The 26,184-nt window shown below is 39.4% G+C and carries 30 protein-coding genes, 1 tRNA gene and 1 pseudogene; 19 read left to right on the top strand and 13 right to left on the bottom strand.

Translation table 11 applies throughout. The annotated features are described in order from the left end of the window. Positions 1–176 precede the first annotated feature (176 nt). The 3 genes and pseudogenes from WFH04_RS07355 to WFH04_RS07345 all read right to left on the bottom strand — a co-directional run. Positions 177–518 carry a DMT family transporter gene (locus tag WFH04_RS07355; RefSeq protein ID WP_336823416.1) on the bottom strand — a complete coding sequence of 114 codons (342 nt, stop codon included), beginning with the start codon at positions 516–518 and terminating at the stop codon, positions 177–179. A 13-nt stretch (positions 519–531) separates the two neighbouring features. Continuing rightward, positions 532–849, bottom strand: coding sequence for a DMT family transporter (locus tag WFH04_RS07350; protein WP_336823415.1), 318 nt, complete (start codon positions 847–849; stop codon positions 532–534). Positions 850–1,231: 382 nt separating this feature from the next. Beyond that, positions 1,232–1,307 (bottom strand): annotated as a pseudogene (locus WFH04_RS07345) (TetR family transcriptional regulator); the annotation flags it as partial. A 217-nt stretch (positions 1,308–1,524) separates the two neighbouring features. On the opposite strand from WFH04_RS07345, the gene WFH04_RS07340 reads away from it, so the two are divergent. Further along, on the top strand, positions 1,525–2,310 hold the full coding sequence (locus WFH04_RS07340; RefSeq protein WP_336823414.1) for an alpha/beta fold hydrolase: 786 nt from the start codon (positions 1,525–1,527) through the stop codon (positions 2,308–2,310). Positions 2,311–2,346: 36 nt separating this feature from the next. After that, positions 2,347–2,703, top strand: coding sequence for a cupin domain-containing protein (locus WFH04_RS07335; RefSeq protein ID WP_336823413.1), 357 nt, complete (start codon positions 2,347–2,349; stop codon positions 2,701–2,703). Positions 2,704–2,748: 45 nt separating this feature from the next. Here WFH04_RS07335 and WFH04_RS07330 read toward each other — a convergent pair whose 3' ends face one another. Next, positions 2,749–2,928: a hypothetical protein gene (locus tag WFH04_RS07330; RefSeq protein WP_336823412.1), complete on the bottom strand. Its 180-nt coding sequence runs from the start codon at positions 2,926–2,928 to the stop codon at positions 2,749–2,751. A 132-nt stretch (positions 2,929–3,060) separates the two neighbouring features. On the opposite strand from WFH04_RS07330, the gene WFH04_RS07325 reads away from it, so the two are divergent. The 4 genes from WFH04_RS07325 (at position 3,061) to WFH04_RS07310 (ending at position 5,497) form a co-directional block, all read left to right on the top strand. Beyond that, positions 3,061–3,306 carry a PepSY domain-containing protein gene (locus WFH04_RS07325; protein WP_336823411.1) on the top strand — a complete coding sequence of 82 codons (246 nt, stop codon included), beginning with the start codon at positions 3,061–3,063 and terminating at the stop codon, positions 3,304–3,306. Between the two features lie 87 nt (positions 3,307–3,393). Continuing rightward, positions 3,394–4,188 (top strand): VLRF1 family aeRF1-type release factor, encoded by a 795-nt coding sequence (locus WFH04_RS07320; RefSeq protein ID WP_336823410.1) that lies wholly within the window; start codon positions 3,394–3,396, stop codon positions 4,186–4,188. 121 nt (positions 4,189–4,309) lie between these two features. Further along, a complete protein-coding gene (locus WFH04_RS07315) occupies positions 4,310–5,020 on the top strand; it encodes a hypothetical protein (RefSeq protein WP_336823409.1) in 711 nt (236 codons plus the stop codon). 60 nt (positions 5,021–5,080) lie between these two features. Then, positions 5,081–5,497: a DUF4870 domain-containing protein gene (locus WFH04_RS07310; RefSeq protein ID WP_336823408.1), complete on the top strand. Its 417-nt coding sequence runs from the start codon at positions 5,081–5,083 to the stop codon at positions 5,495–5,497. A 54-nt stretch (positions 5,498–5,551) separates the two neighbouring features. On the opposite strand, the gene WFH04_RS07305 is transcribed toward WFH04_RS07310, so the two are convergent. Continuing rightward, a complete protein-coding gene (locus WFH04_RS07305) occupies positions 5,552–5,815 on the bottom strand; it encodes a DUF4190 domain-containing protein (RefSeq protein ID WP_336823407.1) in 264 nt (87 codons plus the stop codon). A 147-nt stretch (positions 5,816–5,962) separates the two neighbouring features. Here WFH04_RS07305 and WFH04_RS07300 point away from each other — a divergent pair, with 147 nt between their 5' ends. Further along, positions 5,963–7,753, top strand: a complete 1,791-nt coding sequence (locus tag WFH04_RS07300; RefSeq protein ID WP_336823406.1) for a S9 family peptidase — start codon at positions 5,963–5,965, stop codon at positions 7,751–7,753. 79 nt (positions 7,754–7,832) lie between these two features. On the opposite strand, the gene WFH04_RS07295 is transcribed toward WFH04_RS07300, so the two are convergent. Both WFH04_RS07295 and WFH04_RS07290 read right to left on the bottom strand, forming a co-directional pair. Continuing rightward, a complete protein-coding gene (locus WFH04_RS07295) occupies positions 7,833–8,390 on the bottom strand; it encodes an SLOG family protein (RefSeq protein WP_336823405.1) in 558 nt (185 codons plus the stop codon). Beyond that, positions 8,387–9,559: an acyl-CoA dehydrogenase family protein gene (locus tag WFH04_RS07290; protein WP_336823404.1), complete on the bottom strand. Its 1,173-nt coding sequence runs from the start codon at positions 9,557–9,559 to the stop codon at positions 8,387–8,389. The genes WFH04_RS07295 and WFH04_RS07290 overlap by 4 nt, the downstream gene beginning before the upstream one ends. A gap of 200 nt (positions 9,560–9,759) precedes the next feature. Between WFH04_RS07290 and WFH04_RS07285 the strand changes: the two genes are divergently transcribed. Both WFH04_RS07285 and WFH04_RS07280 read left to right on the top strand, forming a co-directional pair. Continuing rightward, complete coding sequence (locus WFH04_RS07285) at positions 9,760–10,257, top strand: GNAT family N-acetyltransferase (protein ID WP_336823403.1); 498 nt, start codon at positions 9,760–9,762, stop codon at positions 10,255–10,257. Between the two features lie 95 nt (positions 10,258–10,352). Next, positions 10,353–11,675 (top strand): sodium-dependent transporter, encoded by a 1,323-nt coding sequence (locus WFH04_RS07280; protein ID WP_336823402.1) that lies wholly within the window; start codon positions 10,353–10,355, stop codon positions 11,673–11,675. 125 nt (positions 11,676–11,800) lie between these two features. Here WFH04_RS07280 and WFH04_RS07275 read toward each other — a convergent pair whose 3' ends face one another. From WFH04_RS07275 to WFH04_RS07260, 4 genes are all read right to left on the bottom strand, one after another. Next, positions 11,801–12,169 carry a VOC family protein gene (locus WFH04_RS07275; protein WP_336823401.1) on the bottom strand — a complete coding sequence of 123 codons (369 nt, stop codon included), beginning with the start codon at positions 12,167–12,169 and terminating at the stop codon, positions 11,801–11,803. Positions 12,170–12,285: 116 nt separating this feature from the next. Further along, positions 12,286–13,044, bottom strand: coding sequence for a hypothetical protein (locus WFH04_RS07270; protein ID WP_336823400.1), 759 nt, complete (start codon positions 13,042–13,044; stop codon positions 12,286–12,288). A gap of 14 nt (positions 13,045–13,058) precedes the next feature. Beyond that, positions 13,059–13,532 (bottom strand): NUDIX domain-containing protein, encoded by a 474-nt coding sequence (locus tag WFH04_RS07265; protein ID WP_336823399.1) that lies wholly within the window; start codon positions 13,530–13,532, stop codon positions 13,059–13,061. A 16-nt stretch (positions 13,533–13,548) separates the two neighbouring features. Then, a complete protein-coding gene (locus tag WFH04_RS07260; protein ID WP_336823398.1) occupies positions 13,549–14,328 on the bottom strand; it encodes a class I SAM-dependent methyltransferase in 780 nt (259 codons plus the stop codon). Positions 14,329–14,701: 373 nt separating this feature from the next. Between WFH04_RS07260 and WFH04_RS07255 the strand changes: the two genes are divergently transcribed. The 5 genes from WFH04_RS07255 to WFH04_RS07240 all read left to right on the top strand — a co-directional run bounded on the left by WFH04_RS07255 (position 14,702) and on the right by WFH04_RS07240 (position 18,152). After that, positions 14,702–15,034 (top strand): hypothetical protein, encoded by a 333-nt coding sequence (locus WFH04_RS07255; protein WP_336823397.1) that lies wholly within the window; start codon positions 14,702–14,704, stop codon positions 15,032–15,034. Positions 15,035–15,101: 67 nt separating this feature from the next. Next, positions 15,102–15,452, top strand: a complete 351-nt coding sequence (locus tag WFH04_RS07250; RefSeq protein ID WP_336823396.1) for a hypothetical protein — start codon at positions 15,102–15,104, stop codon at positions 15,450–15,452. Between the two features lie 72 nt (positions 15,453–15,524). Next, positions 15,525–15,845, top strand: a complete 321-nt coding sequence (locus tag WFH04_RS07245; RefSeq protein ID WP_336823395.1) for a hypothetical protein — start codon at positions 15,525–15,527, stop codon at positions 15,843–15,845. A gap of 1,518 nt (positions 15,846–17,363) precedes the next feature. Further along, a complete protein-coding gene (locus WFH04_RS18350; protein ID WP_381481033.1) occupies positions 17,364–17,537 on the top strand; it encodes a CPBP family glutamic-type intramembrane protease in 174 nt (57 codons plus the stop codon). 324 nt (positions 17,538–17,861) lie between these two features. Further along, positions 17,862–18,152, top strand: a complete 291-nt coding sequence (locus WFH04_RS07240) for a tyrosine-type recombinase/integrase (protein ID WP_381481032.1) — start codon at positions 17,862–17,864, stop codon at positions 18,150–18,152. 118 nt (positions 18,153–18,270) lie between these two features. Here the strand turns inward: WFH04_RS07240 and WFH04_RS07235 are convergent. Further along, positions 18,271–18,343 (bottom strand) — tRNA-Val (locus WFH04_RS07235). Positions 18,344–18,467: 124 nt separating this feature from the next. Between WFH04_RS07235 and WFH04_RS07230 the strand changes: the two genes are divergently transcribed. Next, complete coding sequence (locus WFH04_RS07230; protein ID WP_336823393.1) at positions 18,468–19,316, top strand: DNA-3-methyladenine glycosylase family protein; 849 nt, start codon at positions 18,468–18,470, stop codon at positions 19,314–19,316. Positions 19,317–19,374: 58 nt separating this feature from the next. On the opposite strand, the gene WFH04_RS07225 is transcribed toward WFH04_RS07230, so the two are convergent. Then, a complete protein-coding gene (locus tag WFH04_RS07225; RefSeq protein ID WP_336823392.1) occupies positions 19,375–19,524 on the bottom strand; it encodes a hypothetical protein in 150 nt (49 codons plus the stop codon). A gap of 434 nt (positions 19,525–19,958) precedes the next feature. Here WFH04_RS07225 and WFH04_RS07220 point away from each other — a divergent pair, with 434 nt between their 5' ends. From WFH04_RS07220 to WFH04_RS07205, 4 genes are all read left to right on the top strand, one after another. After that, positions 19,959–21,344 (top strand): aldehyde dehydrogenase, encoded by a 1,386-nt coding sequence (locus tag WFH04_RS07220; protein WP_336823391.1) that lies wholly within the window; start codon positions 19,959–19,961, stop codon positions 21,342–21,344. 371 nt (positions 21,345–21,715) lie between these two features. Continuing rightward, positions 21,716–22,765: a M42 family metallopeptidase gene (locus WFH04_RS07215; RefSeq protein WP_336823390.1), complete on the top strand. Its 1,050-nt coding sequence runs from the start codon at positions 21,716–21,718 to the stop codon at positions 22,763–22,765. A gap of 12 nt (positions 22,766–22,777) precedes the next feature. Next, complete coding sequence (locus WFH04_RS07210; protein ID WP_336823389.1) at positions 22,778–24,271, top strand: UDP-N-acetylmuramoyl-L-alanyl-D-glutamate--2,6-diaminopimelate ligase; 1,494 nt, start codon at positions 22,778–22,780, stop codon at positions 24,269–24,271. Between the two features lie 111 nt (positions 24,272–24,382). Then, a complete protein-coding gene (locus WFH04_RS07205) occupies positions 24,383–25,957 on the top strand; it encodes a peptide chain release factor 3 (protein WP_336823388.1) in 1,575 nt (524 codons plus the stop codon). Positions 25,958–26,184: the final 227 nt, after the last annotated feature.

Genomic DNA, 26,184 nt, shown 5'->3' with positions numbered 1-26,184 from the left:
ACGATGCAGGTCATGCAGTCGTTGCGACAGGACGTCGCGCAGTTAGACTGCCTTCCACGTGACAAGCGTTTTCAAGCCAAGCTGGGCAAACACCTATCTCATGACTACAAACCTCAAAAGGACTGTAGACAAAGTAAAAAGATACTTTGTCTACAGTCTGGGACGATATGAAAAGTTCATATCGTCTTTTTCGTCATTTTGTTCGCAGGGGCATTAAGTAAAGCGACGCCTCCGATAATGAGAATGATCCCTAATATGACACCTATGCTAATCGGGTCCTCGAATAGCAGCACGCCTATTATAGCAGTCAAGGCAGTTCCTACACCTGACCATATTGCGTACGCTAAACTAAGGGGCAAGTGTGCCAAAGTTTTACCGAGAAAGAAGAAGGCGCATCCATATCCTATCGCAACAATCATTGAAGGAAGTACGATCGTGAAGCCTTCTGATAGTTTTAAAAACATTGTTGCAATAACTTCTGAAATGATTGAAATGCCTAAGAAAAGATATCCTTTCATTTATGACGACCTCCTATATTCCACTGTTTAACAGCACAACGCCACCAATGATTAGCAATATGCCTGTTGCTTTTTTAATATTGATGTTCTCTTTATAGTAAACGATACCGACAAGTGCAGTCAGTGCCGTCCCGACACCAGCCCAAATTGCATAAGCTAGACCTAAAGGCAATGTTTTAAGCGACAAGGATAACGTGTAAAAGGCGATTGCGTATCCGACAATTACTGCGAGTGAAGGCAATGTTTTTTTGAAGCCTTCCGTTTTTTTTAGCATTGAGCTGCCGATGACTTCTGCCACAATGGCTATGCTTAATAATAAATAGGCATTCATTCGGAATCCTCCAATAACGACTGTAAGTCATCAAATAATTGTTTCTGGGCGCTATTATCGATTGGCGCGATTTGAAATTACTGTGCGTAATATAATCCGTCCACTGCCAATTGAATGAGCAATATCTTATTAGGTGGCAATCCGTCATTTTCGAGATGCCGCAAAGTCCTTATATTTCTCTGAAAGAGCATATCGTAAATCGGACGACAAAACAGATTGTGCCAAAGTTGCGGCATTGTATTCACCATGCTTCAATAGATCTTCTTGATTGGCTCGAATAAATGCTCTCGTCCAACGTCCTTTTTCAATCGGATCTGCATATCTATGAAAATTCTCATCAATTGTACTAAAAATTAAAGCAGCAATGTTCTATAATAAATCTTTTTAGTAGGGAATTGATAAAGCAATCCGCCTTTACGAATCCCTGCTTCTTTGGCGACAGCCTCCAATGTTAGTGACTCCAAACTTTGTGTTAGCAAAATGCGTTAGGCTGCCTCTACTAATAATTGTTTTTTATTTTTACTTTTTTGATTCATAGAGAATTTTCCTCCTTTCCCTATACCGTCTGGACGGTGTTATTTTACTGATCAAAATAGATTATTGCAATCATTAAAGGTTTTTGATGACAGTTTGTTGAAATGTTAGAGGATGTATTTGAATTGGGAGGCGTACATATTGTTTATTTATGAGGAATTTGGAATGTTGGATAAGCCAATTCTGTTGTTTATCCATGGAGGGGGTGTCGGCGGATGGATGTGGGACGGTCAAGTAGACTATTTCAAAGAATACCATTGCATCGTCCCGACTTTAGCTGGCCATAGTAGCCGGAATGATGAAACCGCATTTTCAATCGAGAAAAGCGCAGTTGAGTTAATTGAGCTGATTGAATCTATAAAAGGTGATCGACCTGTCCACTTAATCGGTTTTTCAATCGGTGCACAAATCGGTCTAACAATGGTCTCACTAAAACCACGATTGTTTGAGACTGCAGTCATTAATAGTGCACTCATCATTCCACAAAAATCATTACTGCCATTCATTACTCCTACTGTCAAACTATCTTTTCCGTTAATTAAAAATAGAACATTTGCGAGAATGCAGGCGAAAGAGCTTCATATGGAAGGGGAATGGTTTGAAAAGTACTATGAGGAAACATTGAAAATAAAAAAAGAGACGCTATGTACAGTACTACAAGAGAATATGTCTTTCACTCTTCCTATTTCGTTTTGGGAAAGTACAACAAAAATGCTCGTAACTGTAGGTGAAAAGGAAAAAGGGATCATGCAGAAGTCAGCTGACCAAATCACTTCTGCCAATCAAAATTGCTGTAAGCTTGTCATCCCTCGTATTGGCCATGGCTTACCAACAGCTTTGCCTTCTTTGTTCAATAAGATTGTTGCACTTTGGATTGAAGAACAACGGATATTGGATGAGGAAGCAATACAAAATGAGTTGCTATGAAGAAAAGATTTACTTCATTTCGAAAGGGGAACGATCTTGAAAATAATTCGTTTAGAAGAACTTGAGGGAAAGTCATTAACGCAATACGATTCGAAAATGGTGATGCGCAAAATATTGATGACAGAGCAGCCGGTACATGTAGGGATTGTTGACTTGGAAATTGGTGGAGTGATCGGTTTTCACGAGGCGACTGTCCCTCAAGTTCTTGTTGTTATTGAAGGTGAAGGAATCGTTAGAACAGGAATGGACGATGGTGAACGAGTGGAAGCTGGAGAGGCGGTATTTTGGCAGAAGGGAGAATGGCATGAAACAGCGACAAAGTATGGAATGCGAGGAATTATTATTGAATCTGAAGGTCTTAATCTGTCTTCGTTGATCGGAAATATAAAGTGATTAGTGAAGCGGCTGGAGAGATCCACGCCGCTTCACTTCCATCGTTTAAGGCCATCGATGCTGTTTATTTTTAGCGGCTTTCTTTTCGGAGTTTGTCTTTTTTAACTCTGCAAACTCTTTTGCGATTTCTTCCATCATGTTTTTTGGACTAATTTTCTGCTTCTTTGGTGTTTGCGGCAACGAATTTGAATTGTTGCCGCCAGTTTTATGTTCATCTCTTCCCATTTAAATCCTCCTTTCCATTATCCTTCGCTTTACTTTGGCGCTTTTTCATCTTTTCATGCGAATTCGGGCACCTTTCATAGGTATATGAATATGATGAACAGAAAGTATAAAAAGATGTGGAGGTATGTTTGAATGAACAATCCAAATCAAAACTATTGGGAAGGAAATTGGCAAAATCCTCGATATAGAAGAATTTCAATGGAGCAAGCTAACTCCATTGCGCTGCAACGTGTTCCTGGCCATATCGTAAAATCAGAATTGGAATTTGACGATGGCATACTGCTTTATGAAGTGGAAATCCGAACAGATCAAGGTTTGAAATATGAAGTGAAAGTGGATGCAATTACCGGCCAAGTGCTACGGGTAAAGCTTGATTGATTCTATTCTTTTAACCAAAAATTCTGTTTTACTGCCTTCTACATAGGGTATGCATGTAAGAAGCATATTAAGAGGAGGTAGGGATACATGTCCATTGCAGAAGAATTGAAAAAGCTAAAGGAATTTTCATGTAATACCCGCTGTGTGTTAAGTGTGTATTTGAACACGAATCCAGCCGATCCAGAACAGCAAAAGAGCGCCTGGAAAATTCAACTGAAAAATGGATTAAAACGGATTGATGAGTATCTTCAAGCATCGGACGATCAACAAGAGATTCAAGCATATAAAAAAGTAAAAGATAAAGTTATGAAGGAAATTGAAGACCATCAAAACGACTTGAACAAAGGAGTCGTTATTTTTGCGTCAGCAGAACCCGAGCTATGGTCTGTTCATTATGTGCAAGTCCAAGTGAAAACAAACTTTTATTGGGAAGATCATCCAATCGTTGAACAAATGGAGTATATGCTGAAAGCGTATCCTCAAGCAGGTATTATTTTACCAAGTTTTGGCGAGGTACGAATTTTAGATACTGCAATGGGTTTTATTAATGATGAAAAAAAGTATTCATTTGATTCCGGACTGGAAGTTTGGAGAGAGCAAAAAGGGCTTAATTCTTCATTTCAAAGAGGCACGGGAGGAAGCCATACAGATGACTTGGATCAGCGTTTGAAAGAGAATTTGGAACGCTTTTATAAGGAGATGGGCTCGATCGTCGATAAAATGAAGAAAGAGCGACAATGGAAAGAAGTGTATGTTGTTGGAGAAGCTGAATTAGCAAACTCATTTTCGCGTACGATGCGCGACAAACCGACCAATAGTATATATAAAAATTTGAATAATGTGGAACCGAAAAAAATTCTCCATCAAGTATTCGAAAAATAATATTTCGCGTACCGCTCCCGCAGAGGAGCGTTTTTTTTATCTTATGGAATGTTCCTTTTGTACAGAAGTTATTTGTTTATCATACGATAGAGAAATAGCAAGTAAGGGAGGGAGTGAGTAAATGGGTCTGTTTATTAATAAGAAGCATGAGAATTTATTTAAAAGTGACAAACAAATCGAAGAGATCAATCAAACGGTGTATCGGTCGGATACTTTAAGTGAAGCGATAGAGGAACAGAAAAAAGCTTTTGATTTGATGAATGTACAATATAGTGAGCTGGAAAAGAAATTAGCGCGGCAAAGGCGGATGCAATCCGATCGTTGGGAGAGCACGAAAATGCGTTTTGCCGAACTAATGGAAAGCAATGAGGCACGTTATCGGTTCGAAGATGATGCAGTACAGACAATGAAGCGATTGGATAAAAGGAATGAAGAATTGCAAAAGACTCTTATGGAAAAAGTGGCATTACATGAAGCTTTATCAGCAAAAATTGATGTTGTGAACGAGTCGAATGCAGAAATAGCATTGCGATTGGAGCGTTTTGAGGAAGAGCAAAAAGAGCTTTTGTCCAAGATGGATCTTTCTATGAGAAAACAAGAGAAAATGGTTGAATCCTTGGAGGCATACAAAAATTCGCAAGAGACGATTGCTGAACGGGTTGAGCAACAAGAGGGCCTAATAGATAAGCTGCTTAGACAAATGGACTTCTTGCGGGCAACTCTATTTGAACGAACACATTTCATTGCGGAAAAAATCGATAAAAGCTATCAGCTAACATCTTCTTATTTCCGCCATGGCAAAGACAAGACAGATTTGCCAAAAACGAAATAGCCCCATGCATGATTATACTTGGATGGCAATATAGTAAATAGAAAAAGGGGGAAAGTAAATTTGGCAGAACAAGAACAGGGGAACAATATTCGTAAGGAGGTAGAATCAACTCCCAATCAAGTAGTGACAACGAAAGAACAAAACAATGAGCAAAAGCAAACATCGGTCGGATTAACGGAAAATGTTGGCGCTATGCTCTGCTACATCTTTGTCATTGGACTCGTCTTTCTCTTCATAGAAAAAAAGAGTCAGTTCATTCGTTTTCATGCCTTCCAAGCAGTATTCACAGCTGTCGCCATCTTTTTGATCAATATCGTCTTTAGTTTTATTCCTGTCGTTGGGTACTTCGTAAGCCTGCTGTTAAGTCCATTGTCATTTGCGCTCATGATTTTCATGATGTATCAAGCATACCAAGGCAAGGAGTTCAAGTTGCCATTCATCGGTGATCTATCGGAAAGCCAAATACAAAAGGCATAAAATGCAAAAGCTGTCTCTCGTACAATCGAACAGACAGCTTTTTGAATACATTTTTTACATACTGCCAAGCACAATGACGATCATCCAAAACAGGAATTTGAGCAATAGCGTAATGGCTCCTAATATAATGCCCGCTACTGCCATGCTTTTTCCATTCGAATTTTTCGTCCCAATAAACCCAAAAATGATCGCCATAGCTCCTAAAAAATAAGGCAAAATAAAAATCAGATTTAAAACAATCCCTAAAATTCCTAACACAAGGGAAGTGACAGCCATCCCATTTGTTTGTGGGTTGGTTGTCTGTTGTTCATCTAACACATCCTCACCCCCTACCGTACTCTATGCAAAGGTGACAATAGATTTGAATGAAAAAGTTTAAATCTACTAGCAGCCGTCCGAAAAAAATTCAAAAAATAAACATTAAATGATATAATGTGTAAAATAGAAAAAATTGGAGGGGTTGGGATGATTCATTTTGCAGCACCGACGGTTGAACAGTATTTCAGGACGTATGTCATTACAAATTTTGCAGTAAGTGCAGATGAGACAAAGCTCATTTTCAATTCTAATTTGAATGGCAAAATGAACTTATGGGCAATTGATTTGCAAAAAAATGGTTTCCCTTATTTATTTGCCCAAAAGGATGAAGCGTGTAATTTCATAAAAATCGATCCGGAAAATCGTTACGTATTGGCGGGCTTTGATAAGGACGGGGATGAGAACTATCAAATTTATGCCATTCCATATGAAGGCGGTTTGCCAGAACCATTAATAACTGGGGATACAAGTGAAAAGTATTATTTTAGTCATTTGAGCAATGATGGCAAACGCGTCTATTACATAACTTCCGCAAATAATCCGATGTATTTAAATACCCATATGAAAAACTTGGAGACGGACATTGATACATTGATCAACATTGGAGAAACGTCTCCTACGGAACTAGCTGCAGTGTCTGAGAAAGAGGAGCGATTCGTTTATACAAGAGCTTTCGCAAATACGTATGTTGTCAGTTTCGTAAAAGCCGGTGAGGAGATTCATTATTTGACTCCGGATCATGAAAAAGTGCATGTAGCTTACGACCCTGTATTTATTGAAGAACAGACGATCTTTTTTGTAACGGATTATGAAGAAGATCATACGTATATTGCGAAATATGAAGTAGAGACGAAAAAGTTTTCAAAAGTAGCTGCTGTTGAAGGAGAAAGCGTTCAAACAATCAAGTGGAATAAAGAGAAAAAAGAACTGTTTTTCTCTACATCGAAAGGGGTTCAAGACAATCTTTACCGGTACGGAATGGAAGATGGAGCGGTAAGTAAAATTGCTCTGCCGGCAGATGTGATCGAGCAACTTCATATTGCGAAATCCGGCAATCTCTATTTGTTAGGACGCAGTGCAACTTCACCTTTGAATATATACACTTTACAAGATGGGTCGGAGTGGAAGCAGTTGACGGAAAACCGTGTATTAGGTATTGATCCGGAGGAGATGGTTGATCCAGAAGTGATTGTTTACCGATCTTTTGACGGAATGGAGATCGAGGCACTCCTTTTCAAAGCGAAGCCTGAGCAAGCAAATGGCTACACGATTTTTTGGCCGCATGGCGGTCCGCAAGCATCAGAACGCAAAATGTTCCGCTCGATGTTCCAATGCTTGTTGAACCGAGGCTATCATATTTTTGCTCCAAACTTTAGAGGGAGCACAGACTATGGCTCTGCATTCACAAAGTTAGTTGAACAAGATTGGGGAGAAGGGCCGAGGCTTGATTGTATAGCCGGCATAGAATGGCTCTTCGACAATGGCATTACAGACCGTGATCGCCTATTTTTAGTAGGTGGAAGCTATGGAGGCTATATGGCATTGCTTCTGCACGGACGTCATGCAGACTATTTCAAAGCTGTCGTTGATATTTTTGGCCCATCCGATTTGTTTACGTTTGTTGAATCCGTGCCTCCGCATTGGAAGCCGATTATGGAACGTTGGTTAGGTGACCCGGTACGCGATAAGGAAAGGTTCACTAGAGATTCGCCAGTGACGTATTTGGACGGCATGACGAAGCCGATGTTAGTCATCCAAGGCGCAAAAGATCCGAGGGTCGTAAAAGAAGAATCCGACCAGATTGTTGCCAAGCTGAAGGAGAAAGGGCGAGATGTAGAATATTTAGTGTTGGAAGATGAAGGGCACGGGTTTTCGAAAAAAGATAATGAGATTAAAGTGTATAATGTAATGTTAGACTTTTTGGAGAAGCATCAGTAAGTAAAAAACTCCTGCCGTTGAATATGGCAGGAGTTTCGTGTGTTTTAAAAACTTCAAAGAAGAAATATTGGTTTGTAATTCAATCCCAATCTTGTCTTTGCAAATCTTCCGCAACCAATTGCAAGTCGTCCGCTGTTATTGTAAGCACTTCATAATTTGTCGTGTCTGCAAACTTCATCGCCATTTTTTTCATGAATTTTGGCGAACCTTCATTTTCCTCATCGTAGACAATTAGTAAAGCATCTGAATTGCGCAATAGAAATTTATCTCGTTCAATGAATTGCCATGGAGCCTCGTATGGACGCTTCGTCAATGCAGTCGTAAAGTCTGCATTGGAAACAATGAATTGATAAGCATCTTTTTTGGTTTCATTCCAATTTTTCTCCTGTTCCAAGAACGGTGTAATAACGGCATACTTCAGATCGGGATATGATTCCTGCAATTCGATCACTGTTTCTGCAGCCCAAGTTTCAACTCCAGGCTGCCCGCTAATGATCATCCATTCCAAGCCGCTTTCAATAAGCGGCAGAAGGCGGTTTTCAAGCGCCTTTTTGATTATGGGAATCCCTTCATGCTTATTATTGAAAATCCCTAACTCATGCGCCTTATAGCCTGTTATAACAAGTCTCTTTATCATTGTTCCTGCCTTTCCGACATCTCTTGTATAGCTGTTTGAGATAGTTTGGAAATGACCATATCATCCATAGGCGGGTTATGCAAGCCCGCTCGTACATCTCGATAATAGCGTTGGAGTGGGTTGGTCAGCTCCAAGCTTTTTGCTCCGACAATGCGCATCGATAGATCGACAATCCGGATCGCAGCATTTGTGACAACTAATTTAGCTGCGCCTAACTCTTGTTTTATAAAATTGCGTCGTGCAGGGTCATCGTAAGCGGAAGCGACGCTGTATAGGAAATGCCGGGCTTTCATTAGCTCAAGATCAATTTCCCCGATATGATTTTGAACGTTTGGCAGCTCGGAAATTGGACCTTTAATGCTGTTCGGGCGATAGGTTACAGCGAATTGTACGGCATAATCTCTTGCAGCTTGTGCAATGCCTAAGTAACATGCAGGAATGTGGAGAAGCCAGCCATTTGCTTTATCTCCACGTGGCCCTGTATTGAGTTCTACAAAGTTTTCATCGCTGACCTTTACAGCATCCAAAACGAGATCATGGCTTTCTGTACTTCTCATCCCAACCATATTCCAAGTTTCTTTTATAGACAAGCCAGCGGAGTTCCGATCGATTAAAAAGAAGCCTATACCATTCTTTTCTTCAACCCAAGCGGATGATAGGAAATGAGTTAAAACAGGGGACATCGTTGTAAAGGTTTTTTGTCCGCTAAGGATCCAATGCCCGTCTTTTTTCACTGCAGTCGTTTGAGGTTTCCCGCCACGTGTTGGACTGCCCGTTTGTGCTTCGCTGACCGCACGATTGACGAGCGCGCCGTTAACAATTTCATTGGCAAACTGCTGCAGTTTCTTTTCTTCCCAAAGTTTGTATTCATACAATTCACCTACAACGCCTTGATGCCAACCGATCGACAAAGCAGTAGCACCGTCGTACGAGGAAAGTGTTTCTTGCAGCAGAACCATATCAGAAACAGTTATTCCTTCCCCTCCGTACGATTTCGGCAATGTTAATTTTGTATAGCCTATTTCAATTAGTTTTTGGATATTCTCTTTTGGAAATGAAGCATTGCGATCGTTTTTTTCTGCTGATTTTATAATTAGATCCTTTACATCATTTAATTTTTCAAGCCATTCTCTTTGCAATTCAGACGTTATGAATAACTCCTTTGACATACGAACACATCCTTTTCTTCAGTTCCACGGCGTAAATCTTTCTACCAATTATACAGAACTTTTCATATTTAATCATCCGTATTGGTTTAATAGGTATTATATATTGTATCAATCTTTATTATGAAAATATAGGCAACATCCTATTAATACATGTTGACTTGTTGTAATAACAAGATACGATTGGAAAAAGGGGGAATTCGATGAAAATCATACGGTTAAAACCTGAGCATGCATCCGATTATTATCAATTAAGAATAGAGGCATTGCAAAACAGCCCGGAAGCTTTTGCAAGCAGTTACGAAGAGGAAGTGGCTCAATCGGCGGCCAAATATGAAACTCGTTTTGGAATGGATGACTCTTATACATTTGGTGCTTTACAGGATGGATGTTTAGTAGGAAGCGTCACGTTATTGAGGGAACAGGTTAAAAAATTATCCCATCGGGTGAATATTGTTGCCATGTATGTAAAGCCTGAATATAGAGGCGTTGGAATTGCGGCAGCATTGATGGAAAAGGCGATTCAAGCCGCAAGGCAAATCGACGAAGTTGAACAAATCCATTTAACAGTTGTAACGACCAATGTGCCAGCAGTAAAAATGTACGAGAAAAATGAGTTTACTACGTACGGAACAGTGAAACGGTCGCTTAAATTAGGACCAAATTATGTAGATGAATTATTGATGGTTTGTTTTTTATAGCAAGAATAGATGACAGAATAATTAAAATATGAAATTTTTACTCGCAATACGTTATACTAATTCAATATCGAAATTTGTATAAAGTGAGTGATTTAATGAAGCAACGTGAACAATGGACTTCCAAAATCGGATTTATTTTATCTGCTGCTGGAAGCGCAATCGGTTTAGGGGCCATTTGGAAGTTTCCCTATATGGCAGGAATGAACGGCGGAAGTGTTTTTTTAATTTTATTCATCTTATGTACGTTCATTATCGGCTTGCCTATTTTATTGGCGGAATTTATAATTGGCCGCCGCGGTCAGCATGACGCAGTAACATCATTGAAAATATTATCTCCTACAGGGAAATGGCATTGGATTGGCTGGTTGGGTCTGGCGAATTCATTTATATTGCTTTCGTTTTACAGTGTAGTAGGCGGTTGGATCCTCTCTTATTTAGCAAGAGCAATCACATTTGGGTTAAATCGCTCCGATTATGGAGAAATGTTCAATTCAATCATCGCAAACCCTACTGAGGTTCTACTAGCGCAGGCGGTCTTCATGATTTTAACTGTTTGGATTGTCCAAGGGGGCATTAAGGGAGGAATTGAACGGGCAAGCAGGTATATGATGCCGTTATTGTTTATTTTCTTTATTGTCCTCTCAATAAGATCTGTTACGTTGGAAGGGGCGATGGAAGGGATTCGTTTTCTATTTGTTCCTGATTGGTCTTATTTAACAGGCAAAACATTTCTGCTTGCTCTTGGACAAGCATTCTTTTCACTAAGTGTCGGTGTGACAGCAATGATGACATACGCATCTTATTTATCTAAGGAAGAAAAATTAGGGCAGTCCGCTTTCAATGTTTCTGTCTTAAATATTATCATTTCAATATTGGCGGGAATTGTCATTTTTCCGGCGGTTTTTGCATTAGGACAATCGCCGTCTGAAGGACCCGGACTAATCTTTGTCGTATTGCCTGCTATTTTTAATGAAATCCCTTTCGGCGCATTTTTCATAATTATATTTTTTATATTAATGTTATTTGCTACGTTGACATCCGCGATAGCCATGTTGGAAATTGTTGTTTCTACTGGCATACGCAATCATTATGAGGGAAGAAAAAGAATGGCTATTCTATCCGGATTACTTATTTTCATCGTCGGTATTCCGAGTGCATTATCATTCGGCATATTATCAGAAATGAAAATGCCCGGTGGAACATTCTTTGATTTTGCGGATATATTAACGAGCAGATTTGGCATGCCGATCGGAGCGCTTTTAATATCATTATTTGCCGGTCATATGCTGACAACTGCTGACACAGAAGATGAGCTTCGAATGAACCCGGCTTTGCATAAGACGTGGAGATTCATCGTTCGATATTTAGCGCCAGCTGCAATCATACTAATTTTTATAGCATCTTTTATGGGGATGTAAAAAGCGTACCAAGGGATTCGTTCCTTGGTACGTTTTATGTTTTAACTAGAAAAATCAGGATGGGTGATTTAAACTGGCTGAGTTTATTTGCATTTTGATAGAAAATCGTTAGGGTGAATGGTCCACTAATTATGCACTTGCAGTTTGTTGCCGTTAAGATCATAAAAGTAAAAGTAATGGTGCCCATTATCTTCTTTAATTGGTTCGACTTGCACGTCAAGAAACGAAAGTTGCTCATGTAGTTTCGCAATATTTGAAGTGGTAAACCCTATCGAAAATGCTGGTTGTCCATTGATCGTAAAATGCCCTCGCGATTCTTTGTCGGCCGTTACCAATACTAATAAAGGCCCGGATGACAATTCCATTACAGATAGTTCATCAGTGTGAAATCTCTTTGAAAATCCTAAATGATCCGTGTACCATTTTATAGATGCTTGGAGGTCGATTACAGGTATTCTAAAATAGTGGATATGATCTAACAACGCCTCCGCCATATACTTGCCTCCCTTAATGGAAATAGTCACTCCCATATAAATACGCCATTTCTTATGAAAAATCCTTTATTAAATTTTGACATTACACATATTGGTTTAGGTAGACATTTTAGCTTCTATCGAATATTTTTATATAAATTTAAAGCAGTCCGTACAAATTGTTTATTATATCCTGTCATGTCATGTATTTTGTCCGCCCAATCGTTTACCGAATTATATGTTGGCTCTTTCATTAATCCGCTATTGCAGCTGAAAAAGCTTTCCCAATTGCTAAACTCCCAATGAGCAATTTCACTTCCATAAGGCACTCTGCACTCTACTAAAGGCTTTTGGTTTATTTGATTTTGATTATATTCTGCTGCTTGTAAAAAATCATTCGTGTCAATTGGTTGTAAATTATATATTTGTTCTGAGGTTTTTCCGTTTGGTCTATGGTATAGCACTTGTAAATTTGGTCCATCTTGTTTCACTTGAATATCTGCGGCTGGGAAAAAATTTGGCAGTTTTTCTTCGGAAAAATCCTCATGCTCTTTGTCGATTAAAATCGGACATATCCATTGATCCCCTAAATCACATAAATACCGATTTCCCGCTTCGTCCAAGGCAATTATAGCAACATGAGCACTTTTGCTTTCCAAGTGATGGCCGATCGGGTATGCTTCGATATTTGCATTATGAAGTTCATGCATCAGCCAGATTGACAAGTCGAAACAGTTGCCTGCAATACCGTATTGCTCTCGATGTTCTTTCATTAATGATACATAGCGCTGCTTTTTATTTGCGCCCTGCTTATAAAACCAGAGCTTTGTCAGTCTTTCCATAGGGAAGTCATTGAATTGATCCCACACGTCTACAATTTGTTTTGGTGCATGCATCGTAACACTCGCTTTCAATCATTTATATTACAATCATCGAATTCATCATTTAAAGAGCTTGCCCACCAAGTGTCTGTTATGCCGTTCATATAATTTTTTAGTAATTTCCTTAAAGGGAAGGGCTGTAAATTGTTTTCATCAAGTTTTTCGACATCCAACCAAAAAAATTCAATATGATCTTCCTGAGACTTTGGGTTTTGATCGTCTTGTAATGCATCGCAATTTACTTCAAATAGTTGATCCACTTCACATTGTAAGATTCCTTTAGCCATCCATTTATGTTCTACTACACCAAGAAATTTAGTGATCGTACAATCTATGCCTAATTCTTCCTTCCATTCTCTTATGAGTGTAACCTTCGCGCTTTCACCAAATTCAATATGCCCACCAGGTAGAAATGTGTTGTTTTGCCCGATTGCATGCGCGACCAATAGTTTTCCGTTTCGAATAAGAACACCTCTTGATAGATGATGAAATGAATTCGCCATAGTAATCTCCTAACCTTTAAATGATTGCTCGAACTATATGGCGTTCGGATGTAATGGGCAACCCCTCTGTAACTGCGTTATCTTGAAATATTTTGTCAATGAAGTGTATACAGTTATCGAAAATGAAATCATATACAATTTGTGTTTGCCCAAAACAACATAGCCTAATTACATCAGTCGGCGAGTGCAAATATTCAATGCTGTTAAACGTTTCAATCTGAAAATCTGAAAACTTGCTCGCTTGAAGGCGCTGCTTGATGGCATGTAATGTTCCGTTGTTATTTCGTGTAAAAAGGTTAGGGAACAGCATTGGCAATTCTCGCCCTGAATCATCTCCGGGATGAAGTCCAAGGACAATGCCGCCTTTTTTAACGACTTGATGTAAAAGAAGGTATGCAGAAGTAGGGCCTTTCCGTATGTATGCGCAATCAAACTCTTCCTGCTTAAATGGAAGTCCATGTTTTGAATTCCCCACAACGAAAGACAAATTGCTTTTCTTATTTTCATTTGCTTTGTCTATGAAACGATCTGTAATGTCAAAGCCGATCACTTCTTTGGCAACAGCACTGCAATTCAATGCAAACTCGTCATGACCGCATCCGACGTCTAATACCTTTTTGTTTTGAATTTTGTTCATGACTTCCTTATCGAAGATCGATTCCCCGTTCGGCACTGTAAGAGTCAAATGCCAAGGGTAAGTATAGGCGCCATGCTGTTCACTAAGCTGCCTATACCATTCGAATGAATGAGGCTTAAGCCAATTAGGGTGGCTTGTAGGATCAAATCGTTTAACCATAATGATTCCCCTATTAATTAACAGTATGAGTGAATATTTTTAATAATGCACTTTCATTATATTGATAGATATAATATAAAGCTATTATTATCGTTTTTTTGAATGAGTTTGTCGTTTTGTGCGTGTGAAATAGGTATTTAATCTGGAAGAAACACAATTTTGTTTGAAAGGATAGTTGGAGAAGGAAAAGCAACTGGTTAAATGACTTAATTATAAATAAATTTACTAAACAATCCGCTAGTCCCTATCTCACTAATGCCATGAAACCATATTCTACTAAGGAACCAATGAAAAGGGGAGTTTAGACGAGATCGAATTGGTTCTTACATTGTTAGTGCCTATTTATACTATAAAAATAAAGGAGGTGAGAACAATGAGTAGTGTATGGGGAAATAGAGACTTTCGTGGTCACGGTAACAATCAATCGGAATCTCGTAGCCGTTCCAATTCAGATTCTCGCAGCCGGGCTGAAAATGATTTTGAAATTGACAACGATTTAAGGACTGATGTTGATACAGATGTAGACAATCGGATTCAAGACAAGAATACAAACGTAGCAAGAGTCACTAACAGTGGTAACGCAAAGATTTGGTTGGATATTGATGTTTGTTCTGATTCGGACTCCCGTTCCCGTGTACGTGCTGAATCGGATGCTGATGCTGATTCAGATCAAGACCAAGAGCAAAACCAACGATTTGAAGACTAACTTCTATGAGGAGATAGTCTGCATTTGACTACAACGGATCTATAAAACAGTAAAAGGAGGTGATCGAATGAGTAGAATACAGAGAATTAGGAGAGAACAAAGAAACAATGACTTCAATGACTTTAGAGACAGTCAATCGGAATCTCGTAGCCATTCCAATTCGGATTCTCGCAGCCGTGCTGAAAACGACTTCGAAATTGACAACGATTTAAGGAATGATGTTGATACAGACGTAGACAATCGGATTCAAGACAAGAATGTAAACATTGCGAGAATTACAAATAGCGGTAATGCTAAGATTTGGTTGGATATAGATGTTGATTCTGATTCCCGCTCCCGTTCTCGAGTTCGTGCTGAATCGGACGCTGATGCTGATTCAGATCAGGAGCAAGAGCAAACCCAACGATTTGAAATCTGACATCTGTGAGAAGGTGGGATGGTCGATAACACCTATCCTGCCTTTTTTCTTTTAGAAAGGGGGGAGGTAATTGTGAGTGATTATCGAAATAGAAGTGAAAACAGCTCTACGATAAAGGAGATGGACTTCACCAAATCCCAAATTGGTCAAAGTGGAAATTCTGACGTAGATGTAAATGTTAATGTGATGGTTGATACATCATCCCTTGCTTACGCATATCTATGTTCTATGCTGGCGACCAATAAAATGACCAATCAAGAATTCGAAACTGCTTTGGAGAAATTAGAGGAACTCACAATTCGTAAACAAGAGAAAGATAAATATAGAAAAGATTCTTTAGGCGTTGAGAATATAGATCGCTATCGACAGAAACGCCGCCAATATTTTTGGTGAATACATGCGTAGGTTGTTGCAGAAACAAAAAAACTACTCGTTGTTGCAATTCAAACTTGGTGTGTTTTCGCCCCTGTAAGATGTACCCGGTTGGGTACTTTTTTTGTTTTGAGGGATGATGTTGTTTTACTCGATTCACAAAATATTTGGAATACCTCACTCGAATTCATATTATCAGAAATAAATTTGTAGAAGAATTGCGTATGATTGTTGAAGACTATTATTAGATTGATCTATAATCCCATGATCTCTTCATATTTTTTGGGTAGGTTCCCCTCGTATAATTCTTCAATGCTAAATAATCCCTGGTGTCTTATAATAATGGTCATTGGGAGTATTCCATCGATCTTTTTGGGATGTTTTCGTAGACTTACTGATATATAAGACTTGGATGATACTTCCTTTTTGTGTCTATAAACCCTATGAGAAGGGCTCGGAATTATGAATATCAATCATATATAGTTGAAGATTAGCTCGCTACGTCATCCAGTCACCAGAAGATGCTGCAGCTTTTATGATGGCTGAGATGGATTATCACACCAAAACATGCCTTGGTCATCTTTTTGACTATGAAGAATGAAATCTTATTTCAGTGATGAATAACTAAAAAGAATTTCCGTTCTATTCAATATGATTTTGACTAAAACCGCGTAAATCTTCAAGATAATATCCTACATCGTAATTATATGGCTCTGCTAATTTTAAGCCCATAAATGGGATCCTATGGAGTTAATAATCATAGATTTCTTTATATAACTATGAAGGTATCTGTGAAAATGTATAAGAGATATATTTTTATCGTCAAAGATGATAATGATAAATGAACTGATCTTTATCAGTTCAAAAACTGGGTTTTATATTAGCCTAATATATTCACTACGATTTAGGTGGATTATGGCAGATTATATTTCCGAACGTACTTAGAAAAGTAACAGACCTTTATATGTTTTTCTATGTATATCTTTTCGCAACATAGCAGTTATGTTATCCAAAGGAGTAATTCTTCCTTTTCTATTTTAAATGAAATATTATCTGAAAATGAATGGAGGAACAAAGATGTTGCTTAAATGGCATACCTCGTTAAACTTTGTAATTTATTTTACTCTGTTGTCACTTGTGGGTTTTATAATAAGTAACAATTCTATTGACCTTGTTCTGTTTAAGTTTGACTCACTAATCTGGTTCATCTGCTTTTGTCTTATAACTTTAGGTTTTCGGTCAATTAAAGAAGAACTTTTCCCATTATTTAATTTTAGGCCTTTAAGAAAACTGACCACATATTTATTTATTCTTTTTGGCTTTCTTGTTCCTTATTTGTTCCTAAAGTTTTTAATTAACTATGAAATTTTGATAGACCATAGGTTTATAGTTCTTTACAAAAATGGCTTGTTGGATTCCAATGGGATGGATTTATATGGACTTATCAACATAATGGTTTTTGTTCCTATATGGGAAGAAACTTTTTTTAGGGGGATTTTATTAATTTTTCTCTCAAAGTTTTTAAAACCGCATTGAGCGATTATTACTTCAGCAATAGTCTTTGCACTTTTTCATCCAATGTATTTAGTAGTTACTCTCATTTCAGGATTAATATTAGCAGTAATAACTTTTAGGACTAAGTCATTAATACCTGCGATACTAACTCATGCAATATGGAACTTATATGTAGGAGTATTTTTCCTCTATTTTTAGTTTTTACGTCAATGTAAACTACTATCATGAAATTTACTCAGGTATCTTCAAAAACAGCATTGTCTACATGAACTTTGCTTTTTTGACTAATCTGATGAGTACGCATGTTTTAGTAACCATTTTATAGACATATAGGACTTGACACACCTGAAGTGGGTTACCAATTGGGCTCATTGAAAACGATCAAAGCGCAACGAATGATCCCTATTCCTGGTTTCGTAATAAATGAGCATAAGATACAAAAGGGAATCAAAATAACTGGAAACAACTGGTTGGAGAATCTTTTATCGACCGGGACTTGGTAATCTGTACGGGAGAGGGGACATGCAAGATCATAGAAACCTAACCAGGGTGATGAAACGAATTCTTGATAGTTTGAACGTACCAAGGATTCGATTCCACGATCTACGCCATTCTCATGCTTCGATCCTGATTTCAGAGGGCGTGGATGTCGTGAGGATCTCTGACCAATTGGGACATTCAAATCCGGAGATTACATTGGATTATTACGCGCATCTTTTGCCGAATACAAATGACGGAGTGGCCGACATTTTCCATAATGCTCTCCAAATCCCTTCGAATCATCCCGAGGAAGAGGGTAACAAGAAAAAGTAGCTGCGGACAAAATGCGGTAAAAAACCACAAAAAAACAGCCCCTAGGCATCCGGCCTAATAGGACTGTTTCTGGAGAAGGTTGTTGTTCCGACAACCTTCCTACGGGTTTGGCACCCAATGATTCCGACTGGGCTCGAACCAGCGACCTCTACCCTGTCAAGGTAGCGCTCTCCCAGCTGAGCTACGGAATCGGGAGATATACTGCTTACTGCACATTTATTATTATAGCTATTTTGTGGAAGAAGTCAACATGTTTTTAAAAAGTTTTTATAAACATGAAGAAAAAGGTAGAATGGAAGGAAAGGAGGGAGTATTGTGATCAATCAAACGATTTCACTTCCATTCGCTTATGACTTTGATAGCGCATTGGTTCGCTTGGCGAGGGATCCGATAAATGCAGTGAATGTAGAAGAGCGAGAAGTGTTGGTTCCGATGGAGGAAGGGAATGTCATTCGTTTGAAAGGAACGGGTTCCACTTTGCATCCGGCTTTTGAAATTGAAAATGTCGTAGATGATGCACAGATGGATCGATTATTTTCCATTTTTCATTTTGACAGGCCGTTGGACGAGATTGCGAGGCATTTTGAAAAAACGGATCTCGCGCCCATTTTTGAACAATATGCGGGCATGCCGATCATCAAAAGTTTTTCTCTCTACGGAACGCTTGTAAAATCGATTATTCATCAGCAGTTGAATTTGAAATTTGCAGATGTGCTATTAATGCGATTTGTTGAAGTATATGGGAAGAATGAAAACGGAGTTTGGCGTTATCCGAAGCCTGAAGAAGCTGCGATGATCAATGTAGAGGATTTGAGGATGCTTCAATTTAGCAACAGAAAAGCAGAATATATTATAGAAATATCTCGTGCAATTGCAGAAGGCCGTTTGGAATTGGATAAATTTGAAACGATGGATGATGAAGAAATTATTAGTGAGTTAGTAGCGATTCGAGGGATCGGTCCGTGGACTGCTCAAAGTTTTCTCCTTTTCGGACTAGGCAGGGCAAATTTATTTCCAATGGCTGATATCGGTTTGCAAAACGCTTTGAAGCTTCATTGGAAAATGGATCGAAAGCCGACGTATGAGGAAATGGCTGAGCGGTTCCCGATATGGTCTCCATATTTAAGTTATGCTTCCCTCTATTTGTGGAAAAGTATAGAATGAAGAATTTAGATAGCCGTATGAATGCTATAGTTAGCATCCATACAGCTCATCAGTATAATTATTGAGGTTGATTGTCGTCTTGTTCAAGGTTGTTTTCGCTAAAGTAGAGGAAATTTTCATCATCCAGGTCTGCGATGCGCTCCTTGTTGAGACCTAATGAAAGATTTCCTTCAAAAATTGTTTCCCACCAAGTTTCTGTCGTTGTCATGTTCATTTCCTCCATTTCGTTAATTGGTTATGTGATGATTCTTTACCCGTGCCGAAAGCAAAAATAACAAAAATGCTGAAAAAGAATCTTAAGGCCTATTGGGTTGCCAGTCATCCAAACGCTTGTTTACATTAACGATGTGCTCTGCTCTTACGTTTATCTCTATAATATGCGACATTTTTTTCGCTCTTTTTGTATTTATAGTATATGTTTGCTTCCATCTTCCCAAACTGCATAATTGGTCGGAAATTGACGAATCGAAATTCAGTCCTTTTGCTATATTGACATTTGTTTTCCATGCAAATCTTTTCAATGGAAATTATACAAAAAACAGTTAAACGTCGAATAGTAACGTATTGATCGTTCAATCGTAGGTTGTTCAATATTTGTGGGGTGTAATAAATTGCTATTGCGAAACAAAAGGAGGATGTTTCATGGATTTTGAAAAAAAAGTAGATTCAATTATCGAATTACAAAAAAGTTATTATTTTAGCGGCGAGACGAGGGATATTAATTTTCGAAAGGAAATGCTCAATCGTTTAAAAGAGGCAATCCAATCGCGAGAAGAAGAGATTTTTGAAGCATTGCAGAAAGATTTGGGGAAAAGCCCGTTTGAATCATACGTAACAGAAGTCGGTTTTGTCATATCAAGCATGAATCATATGCTGAAACATTTGGAGGAATGGATGAAGCCGGAAGATGTGAAGACGCCTGTTCATTTGCAGCCTGCAAAAAGTTTTATTGTACGTGAACCATACGGCTCTGTTTTAATCATTGGCCCATTCAACTATCCGTTTCAGTTAGTGATTGAGCCGTTAATTGGAGCCATTGCTGGAGGAAATTGTGCCGTAGTGAAACCGTCTGAGGCTGCCATTCATACAGCGCAAATCATTAAAGAGATCCTTGCCGCTATTTATCCTCCTCATTATGTAACAGTCGTTGAAGGTGAAAAAGAGGAAACTTCTGCTTTAATTCATGCACCGTTCGATTATATTTTCTTCACAGGAAGTGTAGCAGTTGGAAAAGTTGTTATGAAAGCGGCTGCTGAACGCTTGACGCCGGTCACATTAGAATTAGGGGGGAAAAGCCCGGCGATTGTTGATCAAACTGCCGATTTGCGAAAAACCGCAGAACGGATAGTTTGGGGCAAGTTTGTAAATAATGGGCAAACATGTGTAGCGCCTGACTATGTCATTGCGCATGAATCGATTGTCATAAAGCTAATTGAAGAAATGAAAAAAGTGGTCCATCGATTTTACGGAGAGCGTGTCGAGGAAAATCGAGACTACGGTAGGATTATTAATAAAAAGCATTTTGAACGACTTGTCCAATTACTTGAAAAAGAAAAACATCAAATTTGCTTTGGTGGCTCTTTTGATCGGGAATCATTATTTATCGAGCCTACTTTTTTAAAAGATGTCAATTGGGAAAGTCCGTCAATGGAAAATGAGATTTTTGGGCCGATATTACCAGTTTTGACATTCTCCAATTTGGGAGAAGCCATTCATAGAATCCGCCAAAATCCAAAACCGCTTGCAGCATACATGTTTACGGAAAACGAAAAGGCTGCCGACTATTTTATGGAAAACCTGCCGTTCGGAGGTGGCTGTATCAATGATACGGTTTCTCATGTCGGGAACATTCACTTGCCGTTTGGCGGTGTCGGTTCTTCAGGCATTAATGCCTATCATGGCAAGTATAGTTTTGAAACGTTTACTCATGCAAAGGCAATGATGAAAAAGAGCACGAAAATTTCTGCGAGTATCGGATATCCTCCATACAAGAACAAGCTATCTGTTGTGAAACCGATTATACGATAAGGAAAAGCAGCCTACGTCAGGCTGCTTTTCTTAATAAAGTATGCAAGATACCTATCATTAACTTATAGAAGTACGTTAACAGTTTCATTTTTTCTATCACATTTTAAAAGAATTTTTCCTTTCATGTTGGAAAGAGATATACGAGAGTTTAATGATTTCGGTTATCAACGGATTGTTACTATAAATGTTTTAATATGTGAACAATCGTTAGTATATAATAATGCTATCGAATTGAAACAGGAGAGTACATCGATATTGGAAATGCGGAAAGTTTATCATTTCCATTGGTATACCTTTGAATTTAGTAGTAATATGAAAATAAAATTATTAATGAGAGCAGGAGTCACAAAATAGAAAGAAGGGTGAAGTAGATGTTTACATTCGATGAAAAAAGTACGTTGTCTTTATTAAAAAAACTAGTGGAGACACCGAGTCCATCGGGATTCACAGAAAACATTATGGCGTTCATCGCAAATGAATTAAAGGCAATAGGCGTTCCTTTTAAAAAGACAAACAAAGGGGCAGTCATTGCGACGATTGCCGGCAAAGATCAAACGCGCCATCGTTTATTGACAGCTCATACAGATACGTTGGGCGCAATGGTTAAAGAGATTAAAAGTGATGGCCGATTGAAATTGACGATGGTTGGCGGTTTTAATTGGAATGCAGTGGAAGGCGAGTATTGCCAAATACATACTTTTAGCGGCAAAGCAATTCGCGGCACAATTTTGATGCATCAGACGACCGTTCACGTTTATAATGATTCAGGCAGTGCAAAACGGAATGCCGATAATATAGAAGTTCGCATAGATGAAAAAGTGAAAACAGCAGCGGAAACGAGAGCTCTTGGTATTGAAGTGGGCGATTTTGTTTCCTTTGATCCTCGATTTGAAGTGACGGGTAGCGGCTTTGTTAAATCTCGCCATTTGGATGATAAAGCGAGCACCGCACTATTGTTGGAATTGGTCCGTTCATTGCATGAAAAAGGAACCGAACTTCCACATACGACGCATTTCTACATTTCAAATAATGAAGAGATTGGTTACGGGGGGAATTCCAATATTCCTGAAGAAACAGTTGAATACATCGCTGTCGATATGGGCGCGATTGGTGATGGACAGGCATCCGATGAATATACGGTATCCATTTGTGCAAAGGATTCTTCAGGGCCTTACCATTATGCATTAACAAGACAGTTAAAAACATTATGCGAGGACGAAAATATTCCGTATAAAATTGATATTTATCCTTATTATGGATCGGATGCTTCTGCAGCGATTCGCGCGGGATATGATGTAAAGCATGCTTTGTTTGGTCCGGGAATTGAATCATCCCATGCATTGGAACGCACTCATGTAGACTCTTTGCGTGCTACTGCCCAACTGCTTTACGCTTACGTTACATCAGAGATGCTCGACTAATTGGAGGTTATTATGGATACAGAAAAGTTATTTTCTATTATTCCTATAAAAAATATTAAAGGCGTCTTGCCAAAATCGGTTACAGATATTGCAGTCGATTCACGAGCTGTCAGTGCGGGGGGAGTGTTTGTCTGTATAGAAGGCTTTACGGTAGATGGACATTCATTTGTGCAAAAAGCGGTCGACCAAGGTGCGCGTGTCATTGTCGCATCGAAACCCGTTGCCGTTGACTTGGAAAAGGTTGCAGTCGTTTACGTGAAAAATACAGACAGGGCGATTGCGCTTTTGGCTCCTCATTTCTATCAATATCCTTCCAAAAGGATGACGATGATTGGAGTGACAGGAACGAATGGCAAAACGAGTGTCAGCAATATGATCCATGCAATTTTGCAGCATACGGGAGAACGCTCTGCAGTTACAGGGACAATCGGCTTTAATTTGGATGGGACACTGATGGAAACAGAAAATACGACGACAGATGTGTTGACGACCCAAAAAATGATCCATCAGGCAGCCGAGGCGGATTGTTCTACGATGACGATGGAAGTTTCCTCTCACGGCTTAGTGGAAGGTCGTCTTGCAGGCACGGAGTTTGACATTGCGGTCTTTACAAACTTAACGCATGATCATTTGGATTTCCACGGAACGATGGATAATTACGGACATGCGAAGGGGTTATTGTTTGCACAGCTTGGCCAAGACTTGTCGCAACGTAAATTTGTTGTTTTAAATGCGGACGAGCCATGGAGCGAGCGCATGGAGAAAATGACGTCTTATCCTGTTTTATCCTATGGGATAAGACGGGAAGCCGATTTCCGTGCACGGGATATCGTGTTATCTCCAGATGGTACCTCATTCAAAATGGAAACGCCTGTTGGGGACTTTACTGTTCGAATGAATGTAATAGGCGAGTTTAATGTATACAATGCGTTAGCTGCAACAGCTGCACTTTTTGCGAAGGGGATGGAGATGGAAGACATTATAAATGGTTTGTCCGTTATCCCTGCTGCGAAAGGGCGGATGGAAAAGGTCGAGACGGATCTACCTCTCACGATCTATGTTGACTATGCGCATTCGCCGGATGCGATCGAAAAAGCGATCAATGCTGTATTGCCTTATAAGAAAGCGGAGCAAAAGCTCATATTTGTCATCGGAACGGGCGGTAACCGAGACCGCAAAAAACGACCAATCATGGCGGAGAAAGCGTCAATTGCCGACTATGTTATATTGACGACAGATGATCCGAGGGACGAGCCTTATGAGTCGATCCTTTCCGAGTTGGAAGCGGGCATGGCGCATAAACGTTATGCAGCTATCGGAGACCGTGCCGAAGCGGTGAAGCATGCAGTATCAGTGGCGGATGCAGGTGATATTATTATTTTTGCAGGGAAAGGTCATGAGGATTTTCAAATTGTCGGTCATGAAAAGCTGCCGCACTCAGACGCTGCAATTGCTCTGGAAGAGGCTGAAAGAAAGTTTCGGAAAGGCTTTATTGAAACTGAATGAAGAATGAGGGGCCATTATTTTGTAAATGGCCTCTTTTTTCTTTGAAAAAATGTTGAAATCGTCTTTCATTCTGTCTATGCTTAAAAAAGCTGAATAGAAGGAGTTAATGATATGCAAAAACCGATAAATGAAGAAATTGCTTCGCGGCGTACGTTCGCGATCATTTCACACCCGGATGCTGGTAAGACGACGATGACGGAAAAGTTATTGTATTTTGGCGGTGCCATACGCGATGCCGGAACGGTAAAAGGAAAGAAAACAGGCAAGTATGCAACATCTGACTGGATGGAAATTGAGAAACAGCGTGGTATTTCTGTTACGTCTTCCGTATTGCAGTTCGATTATGACGGCAAGCGGGTCAATATTTTAGATACACCTGGGCATGAGGATTTCAGTGAAGATACGTATCGGACGCTCATGGCCGTTGATGCGGCTGTCATGATGGTAGACTCAGCTAAAGGAATTGAGCCGCAAACGATAAAATTGTTTAAAGTATGTCGTATGCGTGGCATTCCTATTTTTACATTCATGAACAAAATGGACCGGCAAGGGAAAGAGCCGCTTGAATTGATGGAAGAGTTGGAAGAAGTTTTAGGGATTGAATCGTATGCAATGAACTACCCGATCGGGATGGGCAAAGAATTCATCGGCGTTTATGACCGTTATAACAATCGCATCGAGCAGGCAAGAGTGGAAGGGGATAGCCATTTCCTCCCTCTGAATGAAGACGGTGAATTGGCAATAGATCATCCGATGATCGAAACTTCTTATTATCAACAAGCTTTAGAAGATGTAATGCTTTTGAATGAAGCTGGCAATGACTTCGACGAAGAACGTGTAGCAAAAGGCGAGTTGACACCCGTATTTTTTGGCAGTGCGTTAACGAATTTTGGCGTGCAAACGTTTTTAGAGACATTCCTTCAATTTGCTCCTCCACCACAGCCGAGAATAACGAAGGACGAAACGTTAATTGATCCGCAGTCGAAAGATTTTTCTGGGTTTATTTTTAAAATCCAAGCGAACATGAATCCTGCACATCGCGACCGAATCGCCTTCGTGCGAATCGTCTCAGGCGCTTTTGAACGCGGCATGTCCGTTACAGTCCCTCGTATTTCAAAATCGTTTAAGCTGACGCAAACGACTCAGTTTTTAGCAGATGATCGAGAAACAGTAAATGAAGCGGTTGCTGGGGACATTATCGGTTTGTATGATACGGGCAACTACCAAATAGGCGATACTGTTGTCGGAGGAAAGTCGAATTTCCAATTTGAAGCGTTGCCGCAGTTCACACCGGAACTGTTTGTCAGAGTAACAGCTAAAAACGTTATGAAATCGAAGCATTTTCATAAAGGGATATTACAGTTAGTCCAAGAGGGCGCCATCCAATATTATAAAACTTTGCATACAGAAGAAGTGTTATTGGGGGCGGTCGGACAGCTTCAATTCGAAGTATTTGAACACCGTATGAAAAATGAATATAACGTTGAAGTGCATATGGAACATATTGGCTCTAAAGTGGCGAGATGGATTGAAAATGAAAGCGACGTGAAAGAGTCGATGTCGGGACAACGTTCAATGTTAGTGAAAGATCGACATGAGAATTTAGTGTTTTTATTCGAAAATGACTTTGCTCTGCGTTGGTTCGGCGACAAATATCCAGATATTAAATTATATAGCCTTTTATAATGTAATGATTATGGCCCAGCAGACGGTTTAGTCGTCTATGCTGGGCTTTTTCATACGTATGCGAGTGCGCTCATGTTCGATTTGGCGAATTTCCGTATGCTTTACAGGCATTAACGCACTGGACGTCTTGAGCATACAATGCCTTCTTTTAGAGTTCAGACGAAATTGAAGACACTCTAATCTCATTATTATGTGGGAAGCTTCATTTTTGAGCTTGCTGATTAATG

This window comes from Sporosarcina sp. USHLN248, assembly GCF_037144575.1.
GTDB lineage: Bacteria > Bacillota > Bacilli > Bacillales_A > Planococcaceae > Sporosarcina > Sporosarcina contaminans.
This window is presented reverse-complemented; position numbering and strand designations above follow the sequence as displayed.

Coding starts and splice junctions, on each gene's coding strand:
- WFH04_RS07285 (WP_336823403.1), top strand. CDS start 9,760: ATGAAAATCATACGGTTAAAACCTGAGCATGCATCCGATTATTATCAA.
- WFH04_RS07280 (WP_336823402.1), top strand. CDS start 10,353: ATGAAGCAACGTGAACAATGGACTTCCAAAATCGGATTTATTTTATCT.
- WFH04_RS07350 (WP_336823415.1), bottom strand. CDS start 849: ATGAATGCCTATTTATTATTAAGCATAGCCATTGTGGCAGAAGTCATC.
- WFH04_RS07220 (WP_336823391.1), top strand. CDS start 19,959: ATGGATTTTGAAAAAAAAGTAGATTCAATTATCGAATTACAAAAAAGT.
- WFH04_RS07300 (WP_336823406.1), top strand. CDS start 5,963: ATGATTCATTTTGCAGCACCGACGGTTGAACAGTATTTCAGGACGTAT.
- WFH04_RS07290 (WP_336823404.1), bottom strand. CDS start 9,559: ATGTCAAAGGAGTTATTCATAACGTCTGAATTGCAAAGAGAATGGCTT.
- WFH04_RS07355 (WP_336823416.1), bottom strand. CDS start 518: ATGAAAGGATATCTTTTCTTAGGCATTTCAATCATTTCAGAAGTTATT.
- WFH04_RS07275 (WP_336823401.1), bottom strand. CDS start 12,169: ATGGCGGAGGCGTTGTTAGATCATATCCACTATTTTAGAATACCTGTA.
- WFH04_RS07205 (WP_336823388.1), top strand. CDS start 24,383: ATGCAAAAACCGATAAATGAAGAAATTGCTTCGCGGCGTACGTTCGCG.
- WFH04_RS07215 (WP_336823390.1), top strand. CDS start 21,716: ATGTTTACATTCGATGAAAAAAGTACGTTGTCTTTATTAAAAAAACTA.
- WFH04_RS07330 (WP_336823412.1), bottom strand. CDS start 2,928: ATGGGAAGAGATGAACATAAAACTGGCGGCAACAATTCAAATTCGTTG.
- WFH04_RS07255 (WP_336823397.1), top strand. CDS start 14,702: ATGAGTAGTGTATGGGGAAATAGAGACTTTCGTGGTCACGGTAACAAT.
- WFH04_RS07320 (WP_336823410.1), top strand. CDS start 3,394: ATGTCCATTGCAGAAGAATTGAAAAAGCTAAAGGAATTTTCATGTAAT.
- WFH04_RS07315 (WP_336823409.1), top strand. CDS start 4,310: ATGGGTCTGTTTATTAATAAGAAGCATGAGAATTTATTTAAAAGTGAC.
- WFH04_RS07250 (WP_336823396.1), top strand. CDS start 15,102: ATGAGTAGAATACAGAGAATTAGGAGAGAACAAAGAAACAATGACTTC.
- WFH04_RS07260 (WP_336823398.1), bottom strand. CDS start 14,328: ATGGTTAAACGATTTGATCCTACAAGCCACCCTAATTGGCTTAAGCCT.
- WFH04_RS07265 (WP_336823399.1), bottom strand. CDS start 13,532: ATGGCGAATTCATTTCATCATCTATCAAGAGGTGTTCTTATTCGAAAC.
- WFH04_RS07295 (WP_336823405.1), bottom strand. CDS start 8,390: ATGATAAAGAGACTTGTTATAACAGGCTATAAGGCGCATGAGTTAGGG.
- WFH04_RS07240 (WP_381481032.1), top strand. CDS start 17,862: ATGCAAGATCATAGAAACCTAACCAGGGTGATGAAACGAATTCTTGAT.
- WFH04_RS07325 (WP_336823411.1), top strand. CDS start 3,061: ATGAACAATCCAAATCAAAACTATTGGGAAGGAAATTGGCAAAATCCT.
- WFH04_RS07210 (WP_336823389.1), top strand. CDS start 22,778: ATGGATACAGAAAAGTTATTTTCTATTATTCCTATAAAAAATATTAAA.
- WFH04_RS07270 (WP_336823400.1), bottom strand. CDS start 13,044: ATGCATGCACCAAAACAAATTGTAGACGTGTGGGATCAATTCAATGAC.
- WFH04_RS07225 (WP_336823392.1), bottom strand. CDS start 19,524: ATGACAACGACAGAAACTTGGTGGGAAACAATTTTTGAAGGAAATCTT.